Origin of the sequence: Planococcus dechangensis, assembly GCF_042654465.1 — a bacterium.
Lineage (GTDB): Bacteria > Bacillota > Bacilli > Bacillales_A > Planococcaceae > Planococcus > Planococcus dechangensis.
Genome location: NZ_JBHSGL010000003.1, coordinates 1 through 21,043 on the forward strand (window position 1 = coordinate 1; position 21,043 = coordinate 21,043).

Sequence of the window (21,043 nt, forward strand, 5' to 3'; positions counted from 1 at the left end):
GCTCCGATCGCCCGGGGGCGACCTTCGCAAAAGCCGTTCGCGCGCCAAAGCGCTCGTGACGTCTTTCGTTGACGTTTTGCTGTTCAGTTTTCAAGGTTCATGTTTGCTGTCGTTCCTGACGACTCTTACTATATTAAAGCACAGCTTTTCTAAAGTCAAGGTTTTCTGCGAAATAAGTTATTCTTAAAAAACTTTCTTGATTTCTTGTTTTTTTCTTCATATAAAAAGGAAGTTGATAATCCGTCCAAGAACAACAGATTCACAACTTCCTTTTATATAAGACTAAAATTAACTTCTGGAAAAAACTATTCAAATATCATTATTTGTCAGAATGTTTCCGGTTTAATAAACACTTAGAAAAGCTCGCGCCGTCCTTCGAGCGCCTTGGAAAGTGTCACTTCATCCGCATACTCCAAGTCACCCCCAACCGGCAGGCCGTGGGCAATTCGCGTCGTCCGGATACCTGAAGGCCGGACCAGCCGCGAAATATACATCGCAGTCGCTTCCCCTTCGATTGTCGGGTTCGTCGCCAAAATCAACTCTTTCACTTCTTCGTTCTGAAGACGTGTCAAAAGTGATGGCACGTTGATGTCTTCCGGCCCGATTCCATCCATCGGCGAAATCGCACCTTGCAGCACATGGTAAAGCCCCGAGTAATCACGCATTTTTTCCATCGCGATGACGTCTTTCGGATCTTGGACCACGCAAATCATCGAGCGATCGCGACTTGTATCCTGGCAAATTTGGCATGGGTCGACATCCGTAATATGGCCGCATACCGAGCAAAAACTCAAATTGCGTTTAGCGTCGACCAATGCTTTTGCAAAATCTAGCACCGTGTCTTCTTTCATTCCAAGCACAAAAAATGCCAGTCGGGCCGCTGTTTTCGGCCCGATTCCTGGCAACTTCATAAAACTCTCCATCAATTTGGAAATAGGTTCTGGATAATGCATTATTGCTTACCTCCTAGAACATGCCTGGGATATTCAAGCCTTTCGTGAATTTCCCCATTGTGGAATTCGCATGCTCGTCCGCTTTTTTAAACGCTTCGTTTGTTGCCACGATTAATGTATCTTGCAGCATTTCAATATCTTCTGGATCAACAACTGCTGGATCCAATGCGATATCAAGAACTTCCTTATGGCCAGATACAGTCACTTTGACCATCCCGCCTCCTGCAGTTCCTTCAAACTTCATTGTGCCGAGCTCTTCTTGAGCCTCCGCCATTTGTTTTTGCATTTTTTGCATTTGCTTCATCATGCCTTGCATATTTCCTCCACCACGCATAATTGGTTCCTCCTCAAATTTTGTATTCGTTAATCATCGTGTACTTCGACGAAATCCTTGCCGAACAGCCGCTCCGCTTCTGAAACGAACGGGTCTTCTTCAGGGCTTGCGCCTTCAGCGGAAAACGGATTCTCTTCTTGTCCCTCAGAATCTTGTGAATCCGCTTCGTTTTTCGCTCCGCTGTTGCGGATAAACTCTTCACGGATTTTCAGCCAGTTGGCGTCCGGTACGTAAACCGGAGTGTAAGCCTTGCCCGTATACTGCTCAAGCAATTGGCTAAACGCTGCCGCAAAGGTCTGATTTTCAGAAGCCATCTGGCAATGAATATCATACTTGAATTTTAACACAAAAGCATCCGGGGATGCCGCAACGGGCTCTGCATCATTGAGCAGTGCCGAGTGAGAGCGCTGCAATTGCCCCATGACCGTTGCCCAGTTCGTTTTGATTGCCTGGATGTCTGGTTTTGTCGCATTCTTCAACACTTCTTGGATACGGCCCGTTGGAATTTTAAAAGCATTCTGCGAGCGTTGACGCTTTTTCTGTTCTGCCTGCGGCGTGGCAGCTGCCGCGCTTCCGCCTTCTTTCATTTGCTGCTGCAGTTCGCGCACCAATTGTTCGAGGCTCGCCACTTTCGCTTCGAGTTCAGGAGATGGGGCGCCGGCGCCGTTCGTTTGTATCGGGGCATCGGCTTGCACCATTTTCAAGAGCGCTGTTTCCATATAAATCTTTGTGTGGTTCGAGAAGCGCATTTCCTGTTGGGTCTTTGACAAAATTTCGATCCAGTTGTAGAGCGTGGATGCCTCAAATTGTGCCGCAAGCTCTTCAAAACGCGGTTCGAATGCCGCAAGCTCCAGCATATCGCGCAGTTCCGGCGCTGTCTGGATCAACAACAGATCCCGGAAGAACGTGATGAAATCTTCCACTAGGCGCACCGGGTCTTTGCCGTCCCGCACCAATTGTTCAAGCAATGTCAGCGCCTGGCCAACATCTTTTTTCAGCAAGGCTTCGGCAATGCCGTAAAACATGTCTTGGCTGATGGAACCGGTGACGAGCAGAGCATCTTCTAAGGTCATTTCATCGCCGCTGAATGAGACGACTTGGTCGAGCAAACTGAGTGCATCGCGCATGCCCCCTGCAGCTGCTTGGGCTATGATTTTCAATACTTGCTCATTATATGGGATTTTTGCATCTTCTAAGACGGTCATCATCCGCGCCACGATGTCCGCTTGCGTATGCGATTTGAAATCAAAACGCTGGCAGCGGGAGATGATCGTCAGCGGCAATTTATGCGGCTCGGTCGTCGCCAAAATGAAGACGACATGTTCCGGCGGCTCTTCCAATGTTTTCAACAATGCATTGAACGCGCTGTTCGACAACATATGCACTTCATCTATGATATACACTTTGAAACGGGAATTGGCAGGAGAAAAACGCACTTTCTCGATAATTTCCCGCATTTCCTCGACCCGTGAATTAGAAGCCGCATCAAATTCGATGACATCGGTATTCGAGCCCTCGTCGATGCTTCGGCATGAAGAACATTCGTTGCATGGTTCTGCGGCCGGTGCCTGCTCGCAATTCAGCGCCTTGGCGAAAATCTTCGCCGCACTCGTCTTGCCGGTTCCCCGTGGTCCGGAGAACAAATAGGCATGGGTCGTCTTATCATAAAGGAGAGCATTCTGAAGGGTTTGTTTGACATGTGTCTGGCCGGTCATTTCCGAGAAAGTCCGCGGTCTATACACACGGTAAAAAGCTTGATACGCCACCTGGTTCTCCCCTTTTAAAAAGTCTTTATTACGTCCTTCTATTATATCATAAAGAGCGCTCTCCACTGAATCATTTCCCAAGCGGACGAGCGCCCAAGACAGAAAAAAACCTGCCCGCAATTGCGGACAGGTTTGAATCGCTAAGTTAATGCCGTGCACCTTTCTTCGACTGCTGTACACAAGCGTTACCCATGTCGTTGGCTCGATCTAGGCAACCCCGCGGCACATAAAAATGGCCACTTAATGCTGCTTCCTTCCGGACCTGACATGGTTCATGGGTTCTCATTGCGCAGGACCCAGATGTCAACACTACGTGCATGAGGCAGACCTTGCATACAAACAGCCTCAGAAAGGAATTCAGTCCTGCTAGAGCGGATTGCAGGTTACAGGACACCGCTACCTTCCCACCTAGCACGGCATTTACTAGTATACGGAGTGGCAGCGGAAAAATCAAACATAAAGTTAAAACAAGCCCACACCAGATTGGTGTGGGCTTGTTTTGTTTATTTTCTTATTGCTCGATGCTGACATCTTTCAATTGGTAGATACCAGATGTATCGATGGAGAATCCGGATACGTTATCCGAAACGCCATTCAAGTACTCGGTATGAACCAGGAATGCCATTGGCGCATCGTCTGTCAGAAGTTGTGCAACTTCTGCATAGATTTCCTCACGAAGTTCTGGATCCGCTTCGCGGCGACCTTCGTCTAGGAGAGTATCCACTTCTTCGTTTTCATAGAAAGAACGGTTACCCGGGTTCCCTTTTTGTGAAGAGTGGAACAATGCGTACATACCATAATCCGCATCACCAGTCGGGTTCGACCAGCCAAGGATGAACATATCATGCTCACCAGCTGCAGTTTGGTCTAGGTAAGCACCGAATTCCATCACGTTGATCGATACATCGATGTTCAATTCAGCTAATGCTTCCTGAACCAAAACAGCGATTGATTGACGTTGCGGGTTGTCGTTTGTCCAGATAGATGTAGTGAAGCCATCGGTCATGCCGGCTTCTTCAATCAATTCACGCGCTCTGTCCATGTCGAACTCGACTGCATCGATGTCTTCAGTGTAACCGAAGATACCTGGTGCAAGCGGTCCGTTTGCAGGAATCGCGAAGTCATCATAGATACCGCTGATGATCGCTTGGCGATCGATTGCGTAAGAGATTGCCTGGCGAACTAATGGATCATTGAAAGGTTCTTTTTCTGTGTTGAAGCCAAGGTAAGCCAAGCTTGAAGATGGAGTTTGCAAGACAGACGCTGCGCCTGAGTTATTGATGCGTTCCACTTCGTTCGGCTGTACCGGGTCGATAATGTGAACGTTGCCTGTTTCAAGATCTGCTGCGCGCACCTGGGAATCCGGTACAACGCGGAAAGTAACAGAGTCTACGTTTGCAGGCTCATCCCAATATTCTTCGTTTTTCACAAGCTTGATTTCAGAACCGACATTCCAAGAGTCAAACTTGAAGTAACCAGTTCCGACAGGCTCCTCTGAAATAACAGAGCCTGGGTCAGCTCCACCTTCAAGCGCTTCGTAATCCGCTTCGATGGAAGCCGGGGAAATCATGCCGCCGCCATTATGAGACAAATGGGCAAGCAATGGAGAGAACGGGTATTCTGTCGTAATTTCAACTTGGTATTCATCAACGGCATTTACTTCCGTGATCATTTCGAATAGGAACAAACGCGGAGAAGCTACTGCTTCGTCACGGATGCGGTCCAAGTTCGCTTTTACGACTTCTGCATTGAATTCTTCGCCGTCATGGAAAGTAACGCCTTCACGCAATTGGAACGACCATGTCGTTTCATCCACTTGCTCCCAAGACTCTGCGAGGCCTGGTACGATTTCGTTGTTTTCGTCACGGTTTACCAATGTTTCATAAATGTTTTCCTGCACTACTGAAGATGGCACGTCATTCGAACCATGCGGGTCAAGTGAAGAGGCATCAGATAACACTGCGAGAATCAAATCGCCGCCTTCTGTCGCTTCCCCTTCAGTTGCGGTACCGTCTTCGGTTCCACCAGTCTCTTCCGTCTCTTCATCTCCGCCGCCTCCTGCACATGCAGCTAGAACCATGGCTAACATTAGCACCATGAGAAAAGCCCAGAGTGACTTTTTCGATACTGTCATTTTTTTTCCCCCTTGCTTTATGATGGTAGAAGAATATCACCAAAGAACATAATATTCTGACAACAATATATCATACGTCCCATGGGTAGACAAGGTCAAAAATATTATCTAAATATATATAAATTACAATAATTTCCTATATTTCTATATGAAAATAGATTAATGAACGACCATTCAGCTTTCAAAAACTCTTTTTGTTATATTGATATATTATTTAATTCATTACATTTTAATGACAACTATTTCACTTATTACAGCTTATCTATCATTTTCTAAAAGAATCGGCTAAACTGAAAAAAACATAATATAATAATTCCGAATTATGAAAAAGGGGTGTATTTGAATGGCTGAAGAAACAGTGAATAATCCCGTCACTGCGAAGAAAGTCAATCCGCGCATTGAAAGTTATAAGCAATTTTGGCGGCGTTTGGCGAAAAACAGAGCAGCAGTTATTGGTGGGTTATTAATCGTCTTTATTGTATTGCTGGCTTTTATCGGCCCGTGGGCGATCACCACGTTCACCGATTTCCGCCCAAATGCAACAGATTTGGGCAACAAGCTCCAAGGGCCTTCCGCTGCGCATTGGTTCGGCACGGATAGCTACGGGCGCGATATTTTCACTCGCGTCATCTTCGGAGCGAAACTCACATTATATGTTGGTTTCTTTTCGGTATTTATCGGAGGCGTCATCGGGGTCATCTTCGGAATCATCTCCGGTTACTACGGTGGGCGCATCGACGCAATCATCATGCGTTTGATGGATGTCTTGCTTGCTTTCCCTGGTATCTTGCTGGCACTCGCAATCGTCGCAGTTCTTGGCGGCAGCTTGACGAACGTCATCATTGCCGTCGGTATTTTCTCTGTCCCGGCATTTGCCCGTGTTGTCCGCGGTTCTACTTTGTCGGTACGCAAACTCGAATACATCGATGCGGTACGGGCGCTTGGCGCGTCGGATTTCCGCATCATTTTCCGGCACATTTTGCCGAACATCATGTCGCCGATCATCGTCCAAGCCTCACTGCGAGTCGCGACTGCTATTTTGACCGGTGCAGGACTTTCCTTCCTCGGTCTCGGGGCTCAGCCTCCGGCACCGGAATGGGGCGCTATGCTCAACGAAGGGCGCCAGTATATGTATGAAGCTGGCCATGTCGCCTTGTTCCCTGGTTTGATGATCGTTCTGGTCGTTCTCGCCTTTAATATTTTCGGCGATGGCGTCCGCGATGCACTGGATCCAAAAATGAAAAACAAGTGAGGTGTTAACGTTGACAAAATATATTATCCGCCGTCTTCTCCAAACGATTCCGGTGCTTATCGGGGTCACCATCTTGGTATTTTCTCTCATGCACTTGGTACCGGGTGATCCGGCCCAAATCGTTGCAGGGGAAGGCGCTTCTGAACAAACAGTCGAAAACATTCGGGAACGTCTCGGCTTGAACGAGTCGATTCCTGTTCAATACGGCAAGTTCCTCGGCAATGCCGTCCAAGGCGATCTTGGTTCATCGGTCCGCTCCGGGCGGCCTGTTATGGATGAAATCGGTTCACGGTTTTGGGTAACGGTCGAACTCGCCTTTTATTCCACCCTTGTGGCCGTGTTCCTCGGTTTGATCGCCGGGATCGTCTCGGCTGTGCGCCATTACACATTGGCCGATACAAGCATCATGATTGTCGCCTTGTTCGGTTTATCGATGCCGAACTTCTGGTTTGGCTTGCTGCTTATCCAATGGTTCGCCATCGGCAACTGGATGCCCGAATCACTTGAGTTCCTGAAAATGCGGCCTTCCGGTTGGGGAGATTCCTGGCGGCAAGTCATTTTGCCAGTGCTGACACTCGGAACCGGCGGTGCGGCAATCATCGCACGAATGACCCGCTCTTCGATGCTCGAAGTAATCGGACAGGATTATATCCGCACGGCGCGTGCGAAAGGTTTGTCTGAACGGATCGTCACGTATCGCCACGCCTTGAAAAATGCGTTGATCCCCGTTGTCACAGTTGTCGGCCTTGAGTTTGGCGGATTCCTTGGCGGTGCGGTATTGACCGAAACGATTTTTGCCATCAACGGCATGGGCCGGTTGACGATCGACGCCATCCGGACGCGCGACTTCCCGGTTGTCCAAGGGACAGTGCTCGTTATTTCCGTAATTTTCGTTCTCGTCAACTTGCTGGTCGATATCTCTTACCGACTCTTGAACAAACGAATTGATTTGAATTAGAAATGAGGTGTCCATAAATGAGCATTCAAGAATCAGAAAATATTATTTTGGAAGTCAAAGATTTGCAGACTACCTTTAAAACAGATGCCGGAGATGTCCGCGCGGTCGATGGGGTCAGCTTTAAACTTCCAAAAGGCAAAACGATCGGCATCGTCGGCGAATCCGGTTCAGGAAAAAGCATTACTTCCCTATCCATCCTGCGCCTGCTCGCATCGAACGGTGAAATCACGAACGGTGAAGTGCTTTATAAAGGCAAAGATTTGTTGAAAGTATCCGAAAGCGGAATGCGCAAATTGCGCGGCAATGAAATTTCGATGATTTTCCAGGAGCCGATGACTTCGCTCAATCCTGTGTATACCGTCGGCCAACAAATCAGCGAAGCGCTCATCCTCCACCAAAACATGTCCAAAAAAGATGCATTCGTCCGTTCGGTTGAATTATTGAAGCTCGTCGGCATCCCTTCCCCTGATAAGCGAGTGAAAAACTACCCGTTCGAATTATCAGGCGGCATGCGCCAACGGGTCATGATCGCTATGTCGCTCGCTTGTGACCCGGAAATCTTGATTGCCGATGAACCGACGACGGCTCTCGATGTGACCATACAAGCCCAAATACTAGAACTGATCAAAGATCTGCAGGACCGTCTTGGCATGTCCGTTATCTTCATTACGCATGACCTTGGCGTTGTGGCTGAAACATGTGATTACGTCGCCGTCATGTACGCAGGGCAAGTGGTCGAATATGCGGATATCCGTACATTGTTCCATCAGCCGAAATTGCCGTATACAATCGGTTTGCTGAAATCCTTGCCGCGCCATGACATTGAACAAGACAAGCTTGAACCGATCAAAGGCAATGTACCAAGCCCGCACGAAATGCCGGTCGGCTGCCGCTTTTCACCGCGCTGCCCGGCGGCAACCGATTTATGCCGTGCGAAAATGCCACAACTTGAAACCGATGAAAACGGCAACCAAGTGCGTTGCTGGATATATTCAGATGAATGGGATGGAGAAGCGGAGGTGAACATCTATGGAGAGACAAGAATTGCTAAAAGTCGAGGGGCTAAAACAGTACTTCCCGATTAAAGGAGGACTGCTCGGCCGCACAGTGAATCATGTAAAAGCAGTGGATGATATCAGCTTTACAGTTTATGAAGGCGAAACCGTCAGCATCGTCGGTGAATCCGGCTGCGGGAAATCGACGACTGGACGCGCTATTTTGCGCCTTGAAGAACCGACAGAAGGAAAAGTCGAATTCCGTGGTGTCGATCTTGCGAGTTTATCCAAGCGCAATATGCGGAAATACCGGAAAGATCTGCAGATCATTTTCCAGGATCCTTATGCATCGATCAATCCGCGTCAAACCGTCGCATCCGTTTTGAACGAAGCGATGGAAATCCAAAATGTTCTGCCGCCTAACAAGCGCCGTGCACGCGTAGAAGAACTGCTCCAAACAGTCGGGTTATTGCCATATCAGGCCGACCGCTTCCCGCATGAATTTTCAGGCGGCCAACGACAGCGTATCGGCATTGCCCGCGCGCTGTCGGTCGATCCACAATTGATCATTTGCGACGAGGCAGTTTCCGCACTCGACGTTTCGATCCAGGCGCAGGTACTCAATTTATTGGAAGAACTGCAGGACGAGTTTAACTTGACCTATTTGTTTATCTCGCACGATCTCGGTGTTGTCCGCCACATCTCGGACCGCATCATCGTCATGTACCTCGGCAAAATCGTCGAGATCGCCGACAAACAGAGTTTATTTGAAAATCCGAAACATCCGTACACGAAAGCCTTGCTATCGGCAATTCCCGTACCGGACCCGGATAAAAAGAAAGAGCGCATCGTCTTAAAAGGCGACGTTCCTTCTCCGATCGACCCGCCGACAGGATGCCGTTTCCATACGCGCTGCCCGTTTGCGACTGATAAATGCACTGTGGATACACCAGAGCTCCGGACGACTAGCTCGATGAAAGAAGCCCATCAAGCGGCTTGCCATTACATCGAAGAAATTGAATCCGGTGAAAGACAACCGAATTATTAAACCTTATCCGGCCGCCTGCAAGCGGCCGGATTTTTCTATTTCAATGCCCGACTCGTACATGCATAGATAGATTTCAAATAGATTTAAAAAAACATTTCACTTTTTTCTTCAAAACGGTTGACGCTTTTTAAAATCCGTGATAAATTATTTCTTGTCTGATACGGAGGAATACCCAAGTTTGGCTGAAGGGATCGGTCTTGAAAACCGACAGGGGAGTCAAATCCCGCGGGGGTTCGAATCCCTCTTCCTCCTCCATTTTTGAATACTACGCGCATGTAGATAGAGATTGATTCGCTGTGAAAGCAGCGAATTTTTCTTAACAAGTGTGTGTCTGAATATTATAAAAAACCCACAGTGTGCATACTGTGGGTTTTTTCTTGCGCTTATTTCCTGGGAAATAAAAAACCGGAGACAAGTCTCCGGTCTGTTATCTACGCAATACAGCGGTTTGCTGCATGAATTTGCCGACACGTTCAATGATTTCCTCAGTGCAGTCCGGATTGTTCATCAAATCGTAATCGTTGATGTTCAAACGCAGCACAGGGCAAGCATTAAACGAATCGATCCACTTTTCATAGCGTTCGTGCATTTCCAGCCAGTATTCAACAGGCGTCTGCTGTTCCATCGCGCGTCCGCGTTCTTGGATGCGGCCCAAGATGTCATCAATCGACCCTTCCAAATAAATCAGCACGTCCGGATGCGGGAAATACGGCGTCATAACCATCGCTTCAAACAAATTCGTATAGGTTTCGTAATCCACTTCGTTCATCGTGCCTTTTTCCTGATGCATTTTCGCAAAAATGCCGGTATCTTCATAAATCGAGCGGTCTTGAATAAAGCCGCCGCCATATTCGAACATGCGCTTTTGCTCCTTGAAACGCTCTGCCAGGAAATAGATTTGCAAGTGGAAGCTCCATTTCTCGAAATCATCGTAAAACAAATCAAGGTACGGGTTGCCGTCCACGTTTTCAAAAGATGTGCGGAATTGCAAAGCATTCGCCAGTGCTTTAGTCATCGTCGATTTGCCGACGCCGACCGTTCCGGCGATGGTGATGACAGCATCTTTCGGGATGCCGTACTTGTCACGTAAGTTCTCGTTCATATCGATAAGCTCCTTTTTTCAAGCGTTCCTTCGACGTGACTGAGAATCACTTCGAGATCGGAACGGTTTTGCACAAAGTCAAGTTCGTCTCCGTTAAAGCGCAGCACCGGAATTTCTGGATGTTCGCGCTCGAACCGTTCGATGAATTCGTGGTAATCAGCGGACAATTGCTCCATATAATCCGGTGTGATCATCTGCTCGAATTCACGGCCGCGCAGTTTGATACGTTTCATCAATGTGTCCAGGCTGGCGTGCAAGTAAATGACCATGTTCGGTTTCGGCATATCGGCCGTCAAAATTTTGTAGATGGCTTCATATTTTGCGTATTCTTCTTCCGGCAATGTACGCTTGGCGAAAATCAAGTTTTTAAAAATATGATAATCCGCAACAACCGGCTCCTGGTTGGAGATGAACTTTTTTTGGATATCGCTCAATTGCTTATAGCGATTGCACAGGAAGAACATCTCTGTCTGGAAGCTCCATTCCTCGATATCTTCGTAAAATTTATTCAAAAACGGATTTTCATCCACGATTTCCTTTAGCAATTGAAATTGGTGTTGCTTAGAAAGTGCTTTCGTCAGCGAGGTTTTCCCCACTCCGATCGGACCTTCTACGGTGATGAATGGCACCGGCACAAGAAGTTCCCCCTCTTCGATTCAAGTAAATTGCAATGCCATTTATTTTACCATATCCGCCAAACTAAAAGTAGAGTCAAATGGCGTTTGAAATTGCGTGCAGATAATGGTTCTTAGTCTGGCTGAAAAGATGGTACACTGAAAAATGAGGAGCGATGAATCATGAACGGAATGGAACAGGACCATTATTATATGGGGCTTGCCATCGAAGAAGCCCAACAAGCGGCAGCCAAAGGCGAAGTGCCGATCGGTGCAATCATCGTGCAAGGCGACCGCGTTATCGCGCGTGCCCATAATTTGCGTGAAACGACTCAAAATGCGGTCACCCACGCTGAATTGCTGGCCATACAGCAGGCGTGCGAAGCACTCGGCAATTGGCGCCTCGAGGACACCAAGCTTTACGTAACGTTAGAGCCTTGCCCGATGTGTGCCGGGGCAATTTTGCAATCACGCATCCCGCATGTCGTCTATGGGGCGCGGGACATCAAGGCAGGCAGTGTGGATTCGCTTTACCGGCTGCTGAACGACGAGCGCTTCAATCATCAATGCGAAGTGACGGAAAACGTTTTAGCAGACGAGTGCGGCGGTTTGCTGACCCAGTTTTTTCGAGACTTGCGCAAACGCAACAAAGAAAAACGGAAAACCCGACTCTAGGGTTTTCCGTTTTTTTCATCCAAAAATTCCTTGATCAAGCGGTTGACGATAGCAGGTTGCTCGTGATGCACCCAATGCGTCGCCTCGCCGACCCAGACAAGTTCTGCGTTCTTACAAAACCTCAGACTTTCAGTGGCCAGCATCGTTGACAAAAACTGGTCGCCGAGTCCCCAAATGATGCGCACAGGCATGCCGATCGGCGTTTTCGGCACCTGCATGAGGCTGCCTTTGCGTAGTGCCCGGTACCAATTGAGCATGCCCGTCAAAGCGCCCGGCTGGCTCCATGCCTCTTTGTATCGCTCAAGCTCTTGTTCGGTAAATGCATCCGGTCTTGCGGTTCCTTTTATCGCCTGTTTCATCGATTCGAAACCGTTTGCTGCCATCAGCTTCTCGGGCACTTCAGGAAGCTGGAAAAATGCCATATACGAGCTTTTCAGCCATTGCAGCGGATTCTTCAATAAGACACTGGGCATCGCTGCTGGATGCGGGATATTGACGGCGATAAGCTTTTTGACGTAATCAGGCTTGGTCGCCGCCAACTGCCATGCTATCGCCCCACCCCAGTCATGGCCGATCACAATCGCCGAAGTTTCCCCGAACGCTTTAATCAAACCCGCAATATCCTCGCTCAATTTATCAATCGTATAGTCTTCAATGCGGTCTGGCTTGTCGCTAAAATGGTAGCCGCGCTGATCCGGTGCGATTACACGGTAGCCGTTTGCCGCGAGAAATTCCATTTGGCGGTGAAAGCCATACGAAAACTCGGGAAAGCCGTGTAGCAGCACCACGAGTTCTCCATCTTCCGGTCCCGCTATCGCTGTGTGCAGGCGGATGCCATTTGTTTCGATCAAGCGAAAATCTACGTCTTGCATGTGAACCGCTCCTTCCCTGTTTCTTGTTATCTACCCTTTTCCACGAAAAAAAGACCCGAAATGATTTCGGGTCTCTTCTTTAGCGGATCATCGTTTTTCCACCCATATACGGCTGCAACACTTCAGGAATGGCAACAGTGCCGTCTTCCTGCTGGAAGTTTTCCAGAATCGCCGCCACGGTGCGTCCGACAGCGAGCCCGCTGCCGTTCAGTGTGTGAACGAATTCCGGCTTGCCTTTCGCTTCGCGACGGAACTTGATGTTCGCGCGGCGCGCTTGGAAATCTTCAAAGTTCGAGCAAGAAGAAATCTCGCGGTACGTTTCCTGGCTCGGGATCCATACTTCGATATCGTATTTCTTCGCTGCGGTAAAGCCAAGGTCCGCTGTGCACATCTTCAAGACGCGGTATGGCAGCCCCAATAATTGCAAGACTTTCTCGGCATGCCCCGTCAGCTTCTCAAGTTCATCATAAGAATCTTCGGGCTTCACAAAGCGCACTAGCTCGACTTTATTGAATTGGTGCTGTCGGATTAACCCGCGCGTGTCTCGTCCAGCAGAACCTGCTTCAGAGCGGAAATTCATGCTATAAGAAGCAAAGGCTTGCGGCAGCATGTCAGCAGTCAAAATATCGTCGCGGTAGAAATTCGTCACCGGCACTTCCGACGTCGGAATGAGGAAATAATCTTCCTTCTCGATCAAGAAAGCATCTTCTTCAAATTTCGGCAATTGCCCCGTGCCCGTCAAGCTCTCGCGGTTAACCATATAAGGCGGCAACATCTCCTCGTAGCCATGCTGTTCCTGATGAAGGTCCATCATGAAGTTGATGAGTGCGCGTTCGAGGCGTGCGCCAAGCCCGCGGTAGAAGACAAAACGGCTGCCGGTCACTTTGGCGGCACGTTCAAAATCGACGATGTTCAAATCGGTCGCGATGTCCCAATGTGGCTTGACATCAAAGCTGAACGCCGGATGTTCGCCCCATGTGCGGATTTCTTCGTTGTCGTCTTCAGAATCGCCAAACGGCACGCTGTCGTGCGGAATGTTCGGCACGCGCATCATGATAAAGTCGAGTTTTTCTTCAACTTCACGCAGCTCGTCGTCAATCGTTTTGATCTGGTCGCCGACTTCACGTGTTTTCGCAATCGCCTCATCTGCATTTTCCTTGTTGCGCTTCATAACGGCGATCTGCTGGGACGCCTCGTTGCGCTCCGCTTTCAATTTCTCCGTCTGGACAATCAGCTCACGGCGCTTCTGGTCGAGCGCTTCAAAATCATCGAGTACGGAAATATCTTCCCCGCGCTTTCCGAGCTTTGTTTTCACTTGTTCAAAATTCTCCCGCACAAAACGGATATCCAACATAGAAATTCCTCCTTAAGTATTCGTCAAATAAGAAAAACAACGCAAAAATAGCCCCCGTCCCCTGGTAAAGGGACGAGAGCTACCCGCGTTGCCACCCTGATTGACCGGCAAAAAGCCCGGTCCTCTTCATCACATAACGGTATTAAAACCGGCATTGGCTCATCGCCATGCAACTCCGGGGTGGATTCAAACGCGTTTTACACCGGTTTGCACCTACCACCGGCTCTCTTCTAGAAAAACTGCGCCTTACTATTCCCATCAACGTTTCTTCTTTGAAATTACTCATATTTTACTATAAGCAGCGCCCGTTGGCAAGAGTGCCCCATTTTCTACCATGTTCAAGAACAGCTGCATCAAGCGGTGGTCGCCGGTCAATTCCGGATGGAATGAACAGCCAAGAAACGGTCCGCTCTTCGCCAACACGATGCGCCCACCGTATTCACACAAGACTTCCACATCATCACCAGCACTGACAATATGTGGCGCACGGATAAATACAGCAGGAAATGGTTCATCGATTCCCGCAATATCCAGATCCGCTTCAAAGCTGTCCACTTGTCTGCCGAATGAATTACGCGCAACGGTAATGTCCATGACGCCGAGATGCGCCATGTCTTGCCCTTCGATTTCTTTAGCAAGCAGCACCAGTCCTGCGCAAGTACCGAACATCGGCTTGCCATTATCGGCGAACTGTCTCAACGGCTCTAGCAAATCCGCACGGTCAATCAACCGCCGCATCGCTGTACTTTCACCGCCTGGCAGCACCAATCCGTCGAGTTCTGACAAATCGGCTGCTTTTTTCACTACGACAGCCTCCGCGCCGCATGCCTGAATCGCCTGTACATGCTCGCGCACTGCTCCTTGCAGCGCCAATACACCGATCTTCATTGTTACCAGCCTCTTTCCTGCATGCGGTCCGCCGCTCCGATTGTCGCCATTTCCAAGCCTTTCATCGCCGGCCCAAGATCTTTCGATAGTTTCGCAATCAACGCGTAATCCTGGTAATGAGCTGTCGCTTCGACGATGGCGCGTGCAAAACGCTCCGGGTTCTCTGACTTGAAGATTCCGGATCCGACAAAGACGCCGTCCGCGCCGAGTTCCATCATGAGCGCTGCATCAGCTGGAGTCGCGATGCCCCCTGCTGCAAAGTTAACGACCGGCAACCGGCCAAGTAATTTCACTTCTTTCAAGAACTCATACGATGCGCCGAGGTCTCTTGCGGCTGTCATCAATTCGTCCTCACCCATTGCCACGATATTGCGCACTTCAGCATTCACTTGGCGCAGATGGCGCACTGCTTCGACGATATTGCCGGTTCCCGGCTCGCCTTTGGTCCGCAGCATCGACGCCCCTTCACCGATGCGTCGTGCCGCTTCACCGATATTGCGGCATCCGCAGACGAATGGCACTGTATAATCATTTTTCAGCAAGTGGAATTCCTCATCCGCCGGTGTCAGCACTTCACTTTCATCAATATAATCAACGCCCATCGCTTCTAGCACACGCGCTTCTGTAATATGGCCGATCCGTGCTTTTGCCATGACCGGAATCGATACCGCATTCATCACTTCTTCGGTAATGCGCGGGTCCGCCATGCGTGCAACGCCGCCTTCTTTGCGGATATCAGATGGGACGCGCTCAAGCGCCATGACAGCCGTCGCTCCAGCCGCTTCTGCAATTTTTGCCTGTTCTGCATTGACCACGTCCATAATGACGCCGCCTTTTTGCATTTCTGCCATGCCTCGTTTTACTCGATCTGTACCTTTTTCACTCATCTGAAAATTCCTCCCTTTTGTTGGTTGTTTTCAGTATAATAGAAAGTGACCATATAAAAAGACTCAGTTTATAATATTTTAAAAGGTCAGATGGAGTGACGACTATGGATATGCTCATGTTTCAATTGAAGAAACAATCCTCAATACCGCTTTATAAGCAGCTCTACCGCGAAATTCGTACCGCCATTACAGCCGGCAAAATCGCTGTCGGCACCAAGCTTCCGAGCAAGCGTAAACTGGCGGATTATTTGCAGATCAGCCAAACGACCGTTGAATTAGCCTATTCGCAATTAGTCGCTGAAGGCTTTATCGAACCGCGCCCGCGCAAAGGTTTTTTTACCATGCCGGTAGAAGAGCTTGCGTATTTGGATTTGCCACAAGAAGAAACAGCCATAAGTGAAGTACCGAAACCGAGCTATGTCTACGACTTCAACCCGGCACGCATCGATACACGGTCGTTCCCGTTTCCGACTTGGCGCAAAACCGCGCGCGAAGTGATCGATGAAGAAAACCACGAATTGCTGCTAGCTGGGCATCCGCAAGGCGACGAGTCGCTGCGCACGGAAATCGCCCGTTATTTATACCAATCCCGGGGTGTTGTGTGCGAACCGGAACAAATTATCGTCGGCTCCGGAACCGAACAATTGATGCCGCTGTTAATCCGTCTATTCGATAAAAACTTGAGCTTCGGTTTTGAAAATCCGGGTTACGCTTTAACCCATAGCATTTTTGAACACGACGACAGGAAAGCATTCCCAATCGCGGTCGATGAAGACGGCATCGATGTCCAGGACCTCGACAAAAACGGCGTTGACATTGCTTACGTCACGCCGTCCCACCAGTTTCCAACAGGCTCCATCTTAAGCGCCACACGCCGCGCCCAGCTGCTCAATTGGGCTGCCGCCAAGCCACAGCGATTTATCATCGAAGATGATTACGACAGCGAATTTCGCTACACGAGCCAACCGATTCCAGCACTTCAAAGCATGGATGTCGGCGGTCGCGTCATCTACATCAGTACTTTCTCGAAATCGATCATGCCGTCATTACGCATCGCTTATCTTGTATTGCCATCGCGGCTCTTGAACGCCTACCGCAAGACCTTTTTGCATTACACGTCCACCGTGCCGCGTATCGACCAGCAAATCGTCGCGACATTCATGCAAAAAGGCCATTTCTCGAGACATTTAAACCGTATGCGCAAACTATACCGGAAAAAGCTCGAATGCCTGACACAAGCGCTCATTCCCTATCAGGATGAAGTCACTGTATCCGGTGAACAAGCGGGTATGCACGTCGTTTTGACAGTCAATACCGAGCGTTCCGAACAAACATTAGTCAAGCTCGCGAGCGAAGCCGGCATCCGTGTATTTGCGATGCAGAACTACGATCTCCTCAAGCAAAAATCAGCATTGCCGAAAATCGTCCTCGGCTTCGGCGGCTTGAATGAAACCGAAATCCTACAAGGCATCGATCAGCTCATGCAGTGTTGGCACATACAAAAAAACAGCTCATCCGTTAAGGCATGAGCTGGTTTTATTTAAAATAAGCCTTTAATAAAATCTACTGCATCTTTCATCGACAGCGAAAACCAATTGGCACGTGCCACAGCTTCAGCCGTTACAACTTCAGATGACGGTGTCGCACCATTCAAATACTCAACTTGCTGGCCTTCGGGATCCAAAACCCTCACCTTACCTACAAGTTGACCTTTCTCTACAGTCGCTTCAATCGGCGCTTGTTCCGACAACTCGAGCTCAGTCCGGTAAGCGCTTTGGTCAGCCGTTTTTACCATTAAGCTGATCGGCTCTTTGAGCGCAATCGCGACTTGCTCTTGTGCGCCCTTTTCAACCGGCATAGTTTCCTGCCCCATGAATTGCTGGCCAGCTTTCATGATTTCGATTTCCTCGAATTCTTCAAAGCCATAATCCAATAACGCACGTGTTGCATCAAAACGCGCTTTATACGAGCCGTTTCCTTCCGCATCCACCGCTTTCAAGACGACCGCAATCAATCGCTGGCCGTCGCGTTGTGCTGTCCCGGCAAAGGCATGCCCCGCCAAATCCGTTGTGCCGGTTTTCAGCCCATCGACGCCTGCATATTCATAATCCATCCCCGGCAGCATCGTATTCCAATTGACCATGCGGATCTGGTCGGGCGTGCCTTCCCGGAATATTAATTCGGGGATTTTTGCCGTCTCCAGTATTTCCGGATAATCATCAATCAACACTTTAGATAACAAAGCAACCGAGCGCGCAGACATCATGTTTTCGGCATCTTCAGCTGTTCCTTCCGGATGCATGCCGAGCAAGAAAGAATTATTAAGTCCTGTCGAATTGACAAATTGCGCATCCATTATACCCAGCTCTTTTGCTTTGTCATTCATCATCTGGACAAATTCTTCTTCTGACCCTGCAATTGTTTCCGCAATGCCGATCGTCGCGGCATTTGCCGAATAAATTGCCATCGCTTCATACAACTCTTTGATCGTATATGAACCGTCGCGGCGCAGCGGGACATTGCTCAAACGAAGATCTTGCGAAATGCGGTACGTATAATCCGTCACTTCGTATTCATCGTCCCAGCTGATCTGTCCCTCTTCAATCGCCTCGAACATCAAGTATTCACTCATCATTTTGCTCATAGAAGCTATGCTAAGTACTTCTTCATCATTTTGGCCGTACAAAATTTGGCCTGTATCGGCATCTACCACAATCGCCGCATCCGCCAATACCGGTATTGTCTCCTCTGCCTTTACTTGTTGCGGAACTAAGAGCACCGCCACTACGGCAACCACTGTCAATAATTGAATCCACTTCATATAAATTTTCACTCACTTATCCTCCATACATTTCATTCCTTTTGCTATTTTATCATATTCTTAAGAAGCAAAAGAGAAAAACAAAAAAACACCTTCCCGAGAAATCCCGGAAAGGTGCTGACCATCATAGTGAGTAGTTTGGTGATTCTTTTGTAATTTGTACATCATGCGGGTGGCTTTCGATCAGCCCTGCGCCCGTCATGCGGATAAACTGTGCTTCTTCACGCAGCACCTGTAAATCCTTTGATCCGCAATAGCCCATTCCAGCGCGTACACCGCCGAGCAATTGATGGATCGTATCGGTAAGCGGCCCTTTGTATGGCAAACGCCCTTCGATTCCTTCAGGCACCAATTTTTTCGCCTCGTCTTGGAAATAACGGTCTTTTGAACCTTTTTCCATAGAAGCAATCGAGCCCATGCCGCGGTAAGTCTTGAAACGGCGCCCTTGGAAAATTTCTGTTTCCCCTGGGCTTTCCGTTGTTCCTGCAAGCAAGCTGCCAAGCATGACAACATGGCCACCTGCAGCGAGCGCCTTAATGATATCGCCAGAGAACTTGATACCGCCATCAGCAATGATCGCTTTACCGTGCTTGCGAGCTTCTGTCGCGCAATCATAAACAGCTGTGATTTGCGGAACACCGACACCTGCAACAACACGCGTTGTGCAAATAGAACCTGGTCCAATACCAACTTTAACGACATCTGCGCCAGCTTCAATCAAGGCTTTCGTGCCTGTAGCCGTCGCTACGTTTCCTGCAACAATCGTCAATTCCGGATAAGTATCGCGGATTTGGCGGACCATAGTCAGTACACCTGCAGAGTGACCATGAGCTGTATCAAGAACGATAACATCCACGTGAGCTTTCACCAATTGTTCGACGCGTCTCATCGTATCGGAAGTAACTCCAACGGCAGCTCCAGCAAGCAAACGTCCTTGCGAATCTTTTGCGGCTATCGGGAATTCAATCACTTTCTCGATGTCTTTAATGGTAATCAAGCCTTTTAACATGCCATCCTTGTCCACAATCGGCAACTTCTCGATCTTGTATTGTTGAAGAATTTTTTCTGCTTCTTCAAGCGTAGTTCCGACTGCAGCCGTCACTAATTTCTCTTTCGTCATCACATCTTTAATTTCCAAAGAATAATCCTGAATAAAGCGGAGGTCGCGATTTGTTATGATGCCCACCAAAGTAAGATCATCTTCACTTTGAACAATCGGAACACCGGAAATCCGGTATTTGCCCATCAAATGCTCAGCATCATACACTTGATGCTGCGGAGTCAAATAAAATGGGTCTGTAATAACGCCATTTTCCGAACGTTTAACCGTCACTACTTGTTCTGCCTGTTCTTCGATGCTCATGTTTTTGTGAATAATGCCAAGGCCGCCTTGGCGCGCCATAGCGATAGCCATTTTCGCTTCTGTAACGGTATCCATCCCAGCACTGATGATTGGGATATTTAGCTTGATTTTCGGTGTCAGCTCCACTGATAGATCAATATCTTTTGGTAACACTTCCGAATGAGCTGGCACTAACAAGACATCATCGAAGGTCAATCCTTCTTTAAGAAATTTCGATTCCCACATTATTGACACGCCTCCTGCTTCCTTTTGAATATTATTGTAAGGTTATCAGCGGTTTCCGGGAGTGTCAAGAAACTGAAAAAAGTAAAACTATTCCGACTAATGGATCATAAAATTTTCAGTATATCTTCTTCCATTTTTTCTGGTGAAGTTTGAGGCGCATAGCGCTTAGCGATATTACCTTCCCGATCAATCAGGAACTTCGTAAAATTCCATTTGATTCCTTCCGTCAACAAACCCTTCTTAGAAGAACTTAAATATCTAAACAGCGGATCTGCATGCTCTCCTTTTACATCTATTTTCGCGAACATTGGAAAGGTGACGCCATAATTCATCTGGCAAAACTCCATCGTTTCTTCTTGTGAATGGAATTCCTGATCATTAAATTGGCCGCTAGGGAAACCGAGAACTTCTAAACCTTGGCTTTGATATCTCTCATACAATTGCTGCAAGCCTTCAAATTGTGGGGTAAAGCCACATTTGCTCGCTGTATTGACGATGACCAGCGGCTTACCTCTATAAACCTCCAATGATTCCATGGTGGCATCTGCACGCTTAACTTCGAAGCTATATAATTCACTCATTTACTTTCCGCCTTTCTTTTCTTTTAAGGGTAGCGTTGAAATGCTAATTCCACAAGAAATACGAAATTCTCTATTAAATCCATAAAAAAAGCCGCTACCGAATAAACGGTAACGACTTCTTTTTGTGTGCCCAGCGACGTCCTACTCTCACAGGGGGAGACCCCCAACTACCATCGGCGCAAAAGAGCTTAACTTCCGTGTTCGGGATGGGAACGGGTGTG

At 48.4% G+C, this 21,043-nt stretch carries 19 protein-coding genes, 1 tRNA gene, 1 rRNA gene, 1 other RNA gene and 1 other annotated feature; of the genes, 7 read left to right on the forward strand and 15 right to left on the reverse strand.

Annotated elements, in window-relative coordinates; all coding sequences use genetic code 11:
• Window positions 1-353: 353 nt before the first annotated feature.
• The 5 genes from recR to ACFO5U_RS02595 all read right to left on the reverse strand — a co-directional run bounded on the left by recR (window position 354) and on the right by ACFO5U_RS02595 (window position 5,187).
• Entirely contained in the window at window positions 354-953 is a 600-nt protein-coding gene (gene recR, locus ACFO5U_RS02575; RefSeq protein WP_377276440.1) for a recombination mediator RecR, read from the reverse strand.
• A gap of 13 nt (window positions 954-966) precedes the next feature.
• Complete coding sequence (locus ACFO5U_RS02580) at window positions 967-1,287, reverse strand: YbaB/EbfC family nucleoid-associated protein (protein WP_377276442.1); 321 nt, start codon at window positions 1,285-1,287, stop codon at window positions 967-969.
• Window positions 1,288-1,316: 29 nt separating this feature from the next.
• Window positions 1,317-3,053: a DNA polymerase III subunit gamma/tau gene (gene dnaX, locus ACFO5U_RS02585; protein ID WP_377276444.1), complete on the reverse strand. Its 1,737-nt coding sequence runs from the start codon at window positions 3,051-3,053 to the stop codon at window positions 1,317-1,319.
• A 151-nt stretch (window positions 3,054-3,204) separates the two neighbouring features.
• An RNA gene (gene ffs / locus ACFO5U_RS02590) (signal recognition particle sRNA large type) lies at window positions 3,205-3,470 on the reverse strand.
• A 94-nt stretch (window positions 3,471-3,564) separates the two neighbouring features.
• On the reverse strand, window positions 3,565-5,187 hold the full coding sequence (locus tag ACFO5U_RS02595) for a glutathione ABC transporter substrate-binding protein (RefSeq protein ID WP_377276446.1): 1,623 nt from the start codon (window positions 5,185-5,187) through the stop codon (window positions 3,565-3,567).
• 343 nt (window positions 5,188-5,530) lie between these two features.
• On the opposite strand from ACFO5U_RS02595, the gene nikC reads away from it, so the two are divergent.
• From nikC to ACFO5U_RS02620, 5 genes are all read left to right on the forward strand, one after another.
• A complete protein-coding gene (gene nikC, locus ACFO5U_RS02600) occupies window positions 5,531-6,439 on the forward strand; it encodes a nickel transporter permease (protein ID WP_377276448.1) in 909 nt (302 codons plus the stop codon).
• 10 nt (window positions 6,440-6,449) lie between these two features.
• Complete coding sequence (locus ACFO5U_RS02605; protein ID WP_377276450.1) at window positions 6,450-7,397, forward strand: ABC transporter permease; 948 nt, start codon at window positions 6,450-6,452, stop codon at window positions 7,395-7,397.
• Between the two features lie 17 nt (window positions 7,398-7,414).
• The gene (locus tag ACFO5U_RS02610; protein ID WP_377276452.1) at window positions 7,415-8,482 is read left to right on the forward strand and encodes an ABC transporter ATP-binding protein; all 1,068 of its coding nucleotides are present in this window, start codon (window positions 7,415-7,417) and stop codon (window positions 8,480-8,482) included.
• A complete protein-coding gene (locus tag ACFO5U_RS02615; RefSeq protein ID WP_377276454.1) occupies window positions 8,427-9,440 on the forward strand; it encodes an ABC transporter ATP-binding protein in 1,014 nt (337 codons plus the stop codon). The genes ACFO5U_RS02610 and ACFO5U_RS02615 overlap by 56 nt, the downstream gene beginning before the upstream one ends.
• Before the next feature lie 162 nt (window positions 9,441-9,602).
• Window positions 9,603-9,695, forward strand: a tRNA-Ser gene (locus tag ACFO5U_RS02620).
• A gap of 172 nt (window positions 9,696-9,867) precedes the next feature.
• On the opposite strand, the gene ACFO5U_RS02625 is transcribed toward ACFO5U_RS02620, so the two are convergent.
• Both ACFO5U_RS02625 and ACFO5U_RS02630 read right to left on the reverse strand, forming a co-directional pair.
• Window positions 9,868-10,542 carry a deoxynucleoside kinase gene (locus tag ACFO5U_RS02625; protein ID WP_377276456.1) on the reverse strand — a complete coding sequence of 225 codons (675 nt, stop codon included), beginning with the start codon at window positions 10,540-10,542 and terminating at the stop codon, window positions 9,868-9,870.
• Complete coding sequence (locus ACFO5U_RS02630) at window positions 10,539-11,177, reverse strand: deoxynucleoside kinase (RefSeq protein ID WP_377276457.1); 639 nt, start codon at window positions 11,175-11,177, stop codon at window positions 10,539-10,541. Before ACFO5U_RS02630 ends, ACFO5U_RS02625 begins: the two co-directional genes overlap by 4 nt.
• Before the next feature lie 162 nt (window positions 11,178-11,339).
• Between ACFO5U_RS02630 and tadA the strand changes: the two genes are divergently transcribed.
• The gene (tadA, locus tag ACFO5U_RS02635) at window positions 11,340-11,831 is read left to right on the forward strand and encodes a tRNA adenosine(34) deaminase TadA (protein WP_377276459.1); all 492 of its coding nucleotides are present in this window, start codon (window positions 11,340-11,342) and stop codon (window positions 11,829-11,831) included.
• On the opposite strand, the gene ACFO5U_RS02640 is transcribed toward tadA, so the two are convergent.
• The 4 genes from ACFO5U_RS02640 to pdxS all read right to left on the reverse strand — a co-directional run bounded on the left by ACFO5U_RS02640 (window position 11,828) and on the right by pdxS (window position 15,832).
• Window positions 11,828-12,703: an alpha/beta fold hydrolase gene (locus ACFO5U_RS02640; protein WP_377276461.1), complete on the reverse strand. Its 876-nt coding sequence runs from the start codon at window positions 12,701-12,703 to the stop codon at window positions 11,828-11,830. The two genes, tadA and ACFO5U_RS02640, sit on opposite strands and share 4 nt — an antisense overlap.
• A 79-nt stretch (window positions 12,704-12,782) precedes the next feature.
• Entirely contained in the window at window positions 12,783-14,057 is a 1,275-nt protein-coding gene (serS, locus tag ACFO5U_RS02645) for a serine--tRNA ligase (protein WP_377276463.1), read from the reverse strand.
• A 65-nt stretch (window positions 14,058-14,122) separates the two neighbouring features.
• Window positions 14,123-14,328 (reverse strand) — a binding site (T-box leader).
• A gap of 11 nt (window positions 14,329-14,339) precedes the next feature.
• Entirely contained in the window at window positions 14,340-14,945 is a 606-nt protein-coding gene (gene pdxT, locus ACFO5U_RS02650; protein ID WP_377276465.1) for a pyridoxal 5'-phosphate synthase glutaminase subunit PdxT, read from the reverse strand.
• Between the two features lie 2 nt (window positions 14,946-14,947).
• On the reverse strand, window positions 14,948-15,832 hold the full coding sequence (gene pdxS, locus ACFO5U_RS02655; protein ID WP_377276467.1) for a pyridoxal 5'-phosphate synthase lyase subunit PdxS: 885 nt from the start codon (window positions 15,830-15,832) through the stop codon (window positions 14,948-14,950).
• A 104-nt stretch (window positions 15,833-15,936) separates the two neighbouring features.
• Between pdxS and pdxR the strand changes: the two genes are divergently transcribed.
• Entirely contained in the window at window positions 15,937-17,361 is a 1,425-nt protein-coding gene (gene pdxR, locus ACFO5U_RS02660; protein WP_377276469.1) for a MocR-like pyridoxine biosynthesis transcription factor PdxR, read from the forward strand.
• 11 nt (window positions 17,362-17,372) lie between these two features.
• Here pdxR and ACFO5U_RS02665 read toward each other — a convergent pair whose 3' ends face one another.
• The 4 genes from ACFO5U_RS02665 to rrf form a co-directional block, all read right to left on the reverse strand.
• Window positions 17,373-18,665 (reverse strand): D-alanyl-D-alanine carboxypeptidase family protein, encoded by a 1,293-nt coding sequence (locus ACFO5U_RS02665; RefSeq protein ID WP_377276471.1) that lies wholly within the window; start codon window positions 18,663-18,665, stop codon window positions 17,373-17,375.
• A 112-nt stretch (window positions 18,666-18,777) separates the two neighbouring features.
• The gene (guaB, locus tag ACFO5U_RS02670; RefSeq protein WP_377276473.1) at window positions 18,778-20,241 is read right to left on the reverse strand and encodes an IMP dehydrogenase; all 1,464 of its coding nucleotides are present in this window, start codon (window positions 20,239-20,241) and stop codon (window positions 18,778-18,780) included.
• 104 nt (window positions 20,242-20,345) lie between these two features.
• Window positions 20,346-20,822 (reverse strand): glutathione peroxidase, encoded by a 477-nt coding sequence (locus tag ACFO5U_RS02675; RefSeq protein ID WP_377276475.1) that lies wholly within the window; start codon window positions 20,820-20,822, stop codon window positions 20,346-20,348.
• A 128-nt stretch (window positions 20,823-20,950) separates the two neighbouring features.
• Window positions 20,951-21,043: ribosomal RNA gene (rrf, locus tag ACFO5U_RS02680) — 5S ribosomal RNA — on the reverse strand; the annotation flags it as partial.

Coding starts and splice junctions, on each gene's coding strand:
- ACFO5U_RS02625 (WP_377276456.1), bottom strand. CDS start 10,542: ATGAACGAGAACTTACGTGACAAGTACGGCATCCCGAAAGATGCTGTC.
- guaB (WP_377276473.1), bottom strand. CDS start 20,241: ATGTGGGAATCGAAATTTCTTAAAGAAGGATTGACCTTCGATGATGTC.
- ACFO5U_RS02675 (WP_377276475.1), bottom strand. CDS start 20,822: ATGAGTGAATTATATAGCTTCGAAGTTAAGCGTGCAGATGCCACCATG.
- recR (WP_377276440.1), bottom strand. CDS start 953: ATGCATTATCCAGAACCTATTTCCAAATTGATGGAGAGTTTTATGAAG.
- tadA (WP_377276459.1), top strand. CDS start 11,340: ATGAACGGAATGGAACAGGACCATTATTATATGGGGCTTGCCATCGAA.
- ACFO5U_RS02595 (WP_377276446.1), bottom strand. CDS start 5,187: ATGACAGTATCGAAAAAGTCACTCTGGGCTTTTCTCATGGTGCTAATG.
- pdxS (WP_377276467.1), bottom strand. CDS start 15,832: ATGAGTGAAAAAGGTACAGATCGAGTAAAACGAGGCATGGCAGAAATG.
- ACFO5U_RS02615 (WP_377276454.1), top strand. CDS start 8,427: ATGGAGAGACAAGAATTGCTAAAAGTCGAGGGGCTAAAACAGTACTTC.
- ACFO5U_RS02610 (WP_377276452.1), top strand. CDS start 7,415: ATGAGCATTCAAGAATCAGAAAATATTATTTTGGAAGTCAAAGATTTG.
- ACFO5U_RS02580 (WP_377276442.1), bottom strand. CDS start 1,287: ATGCGTGGTGGAGGAAATATGCAAGGCATGATGAAGCAAATGCAAAAA.
- pdxT (WP_377276465.1), bottom strand. CDS start 14,945: ATGAAGATCGGTGTATTGGCGCTGCAAGGAGCAGTGCGCGAGCATGTA.
- nikC (WP_377276448.1), top strand. CDS start 5,531: ATGGCTGAAGAAACAGTGAATAATCCCGTCACTGCGAAGAAAGTCAAT.
- ACFO5U_RS02640 (WP_377276461.1), bottom strand. CDS start 12,703: ATGCAAGACGTAGATTTTCGCTTGATCGAAACAAATGGCATCCGCCTG.
- serS (WP_377276463.1), bottom strand. CDS start 14,057: ATGTTGGATATCCGTTTTGTGCGGGAGAATTTTGAACAAGTGAAAACA.
- pdxR (WP_377276469.1), top strand. CDS start 15,937: ATGGATATGCTCATGTTTCAATTGAAGAAACAATCCTCAATACCGCTT.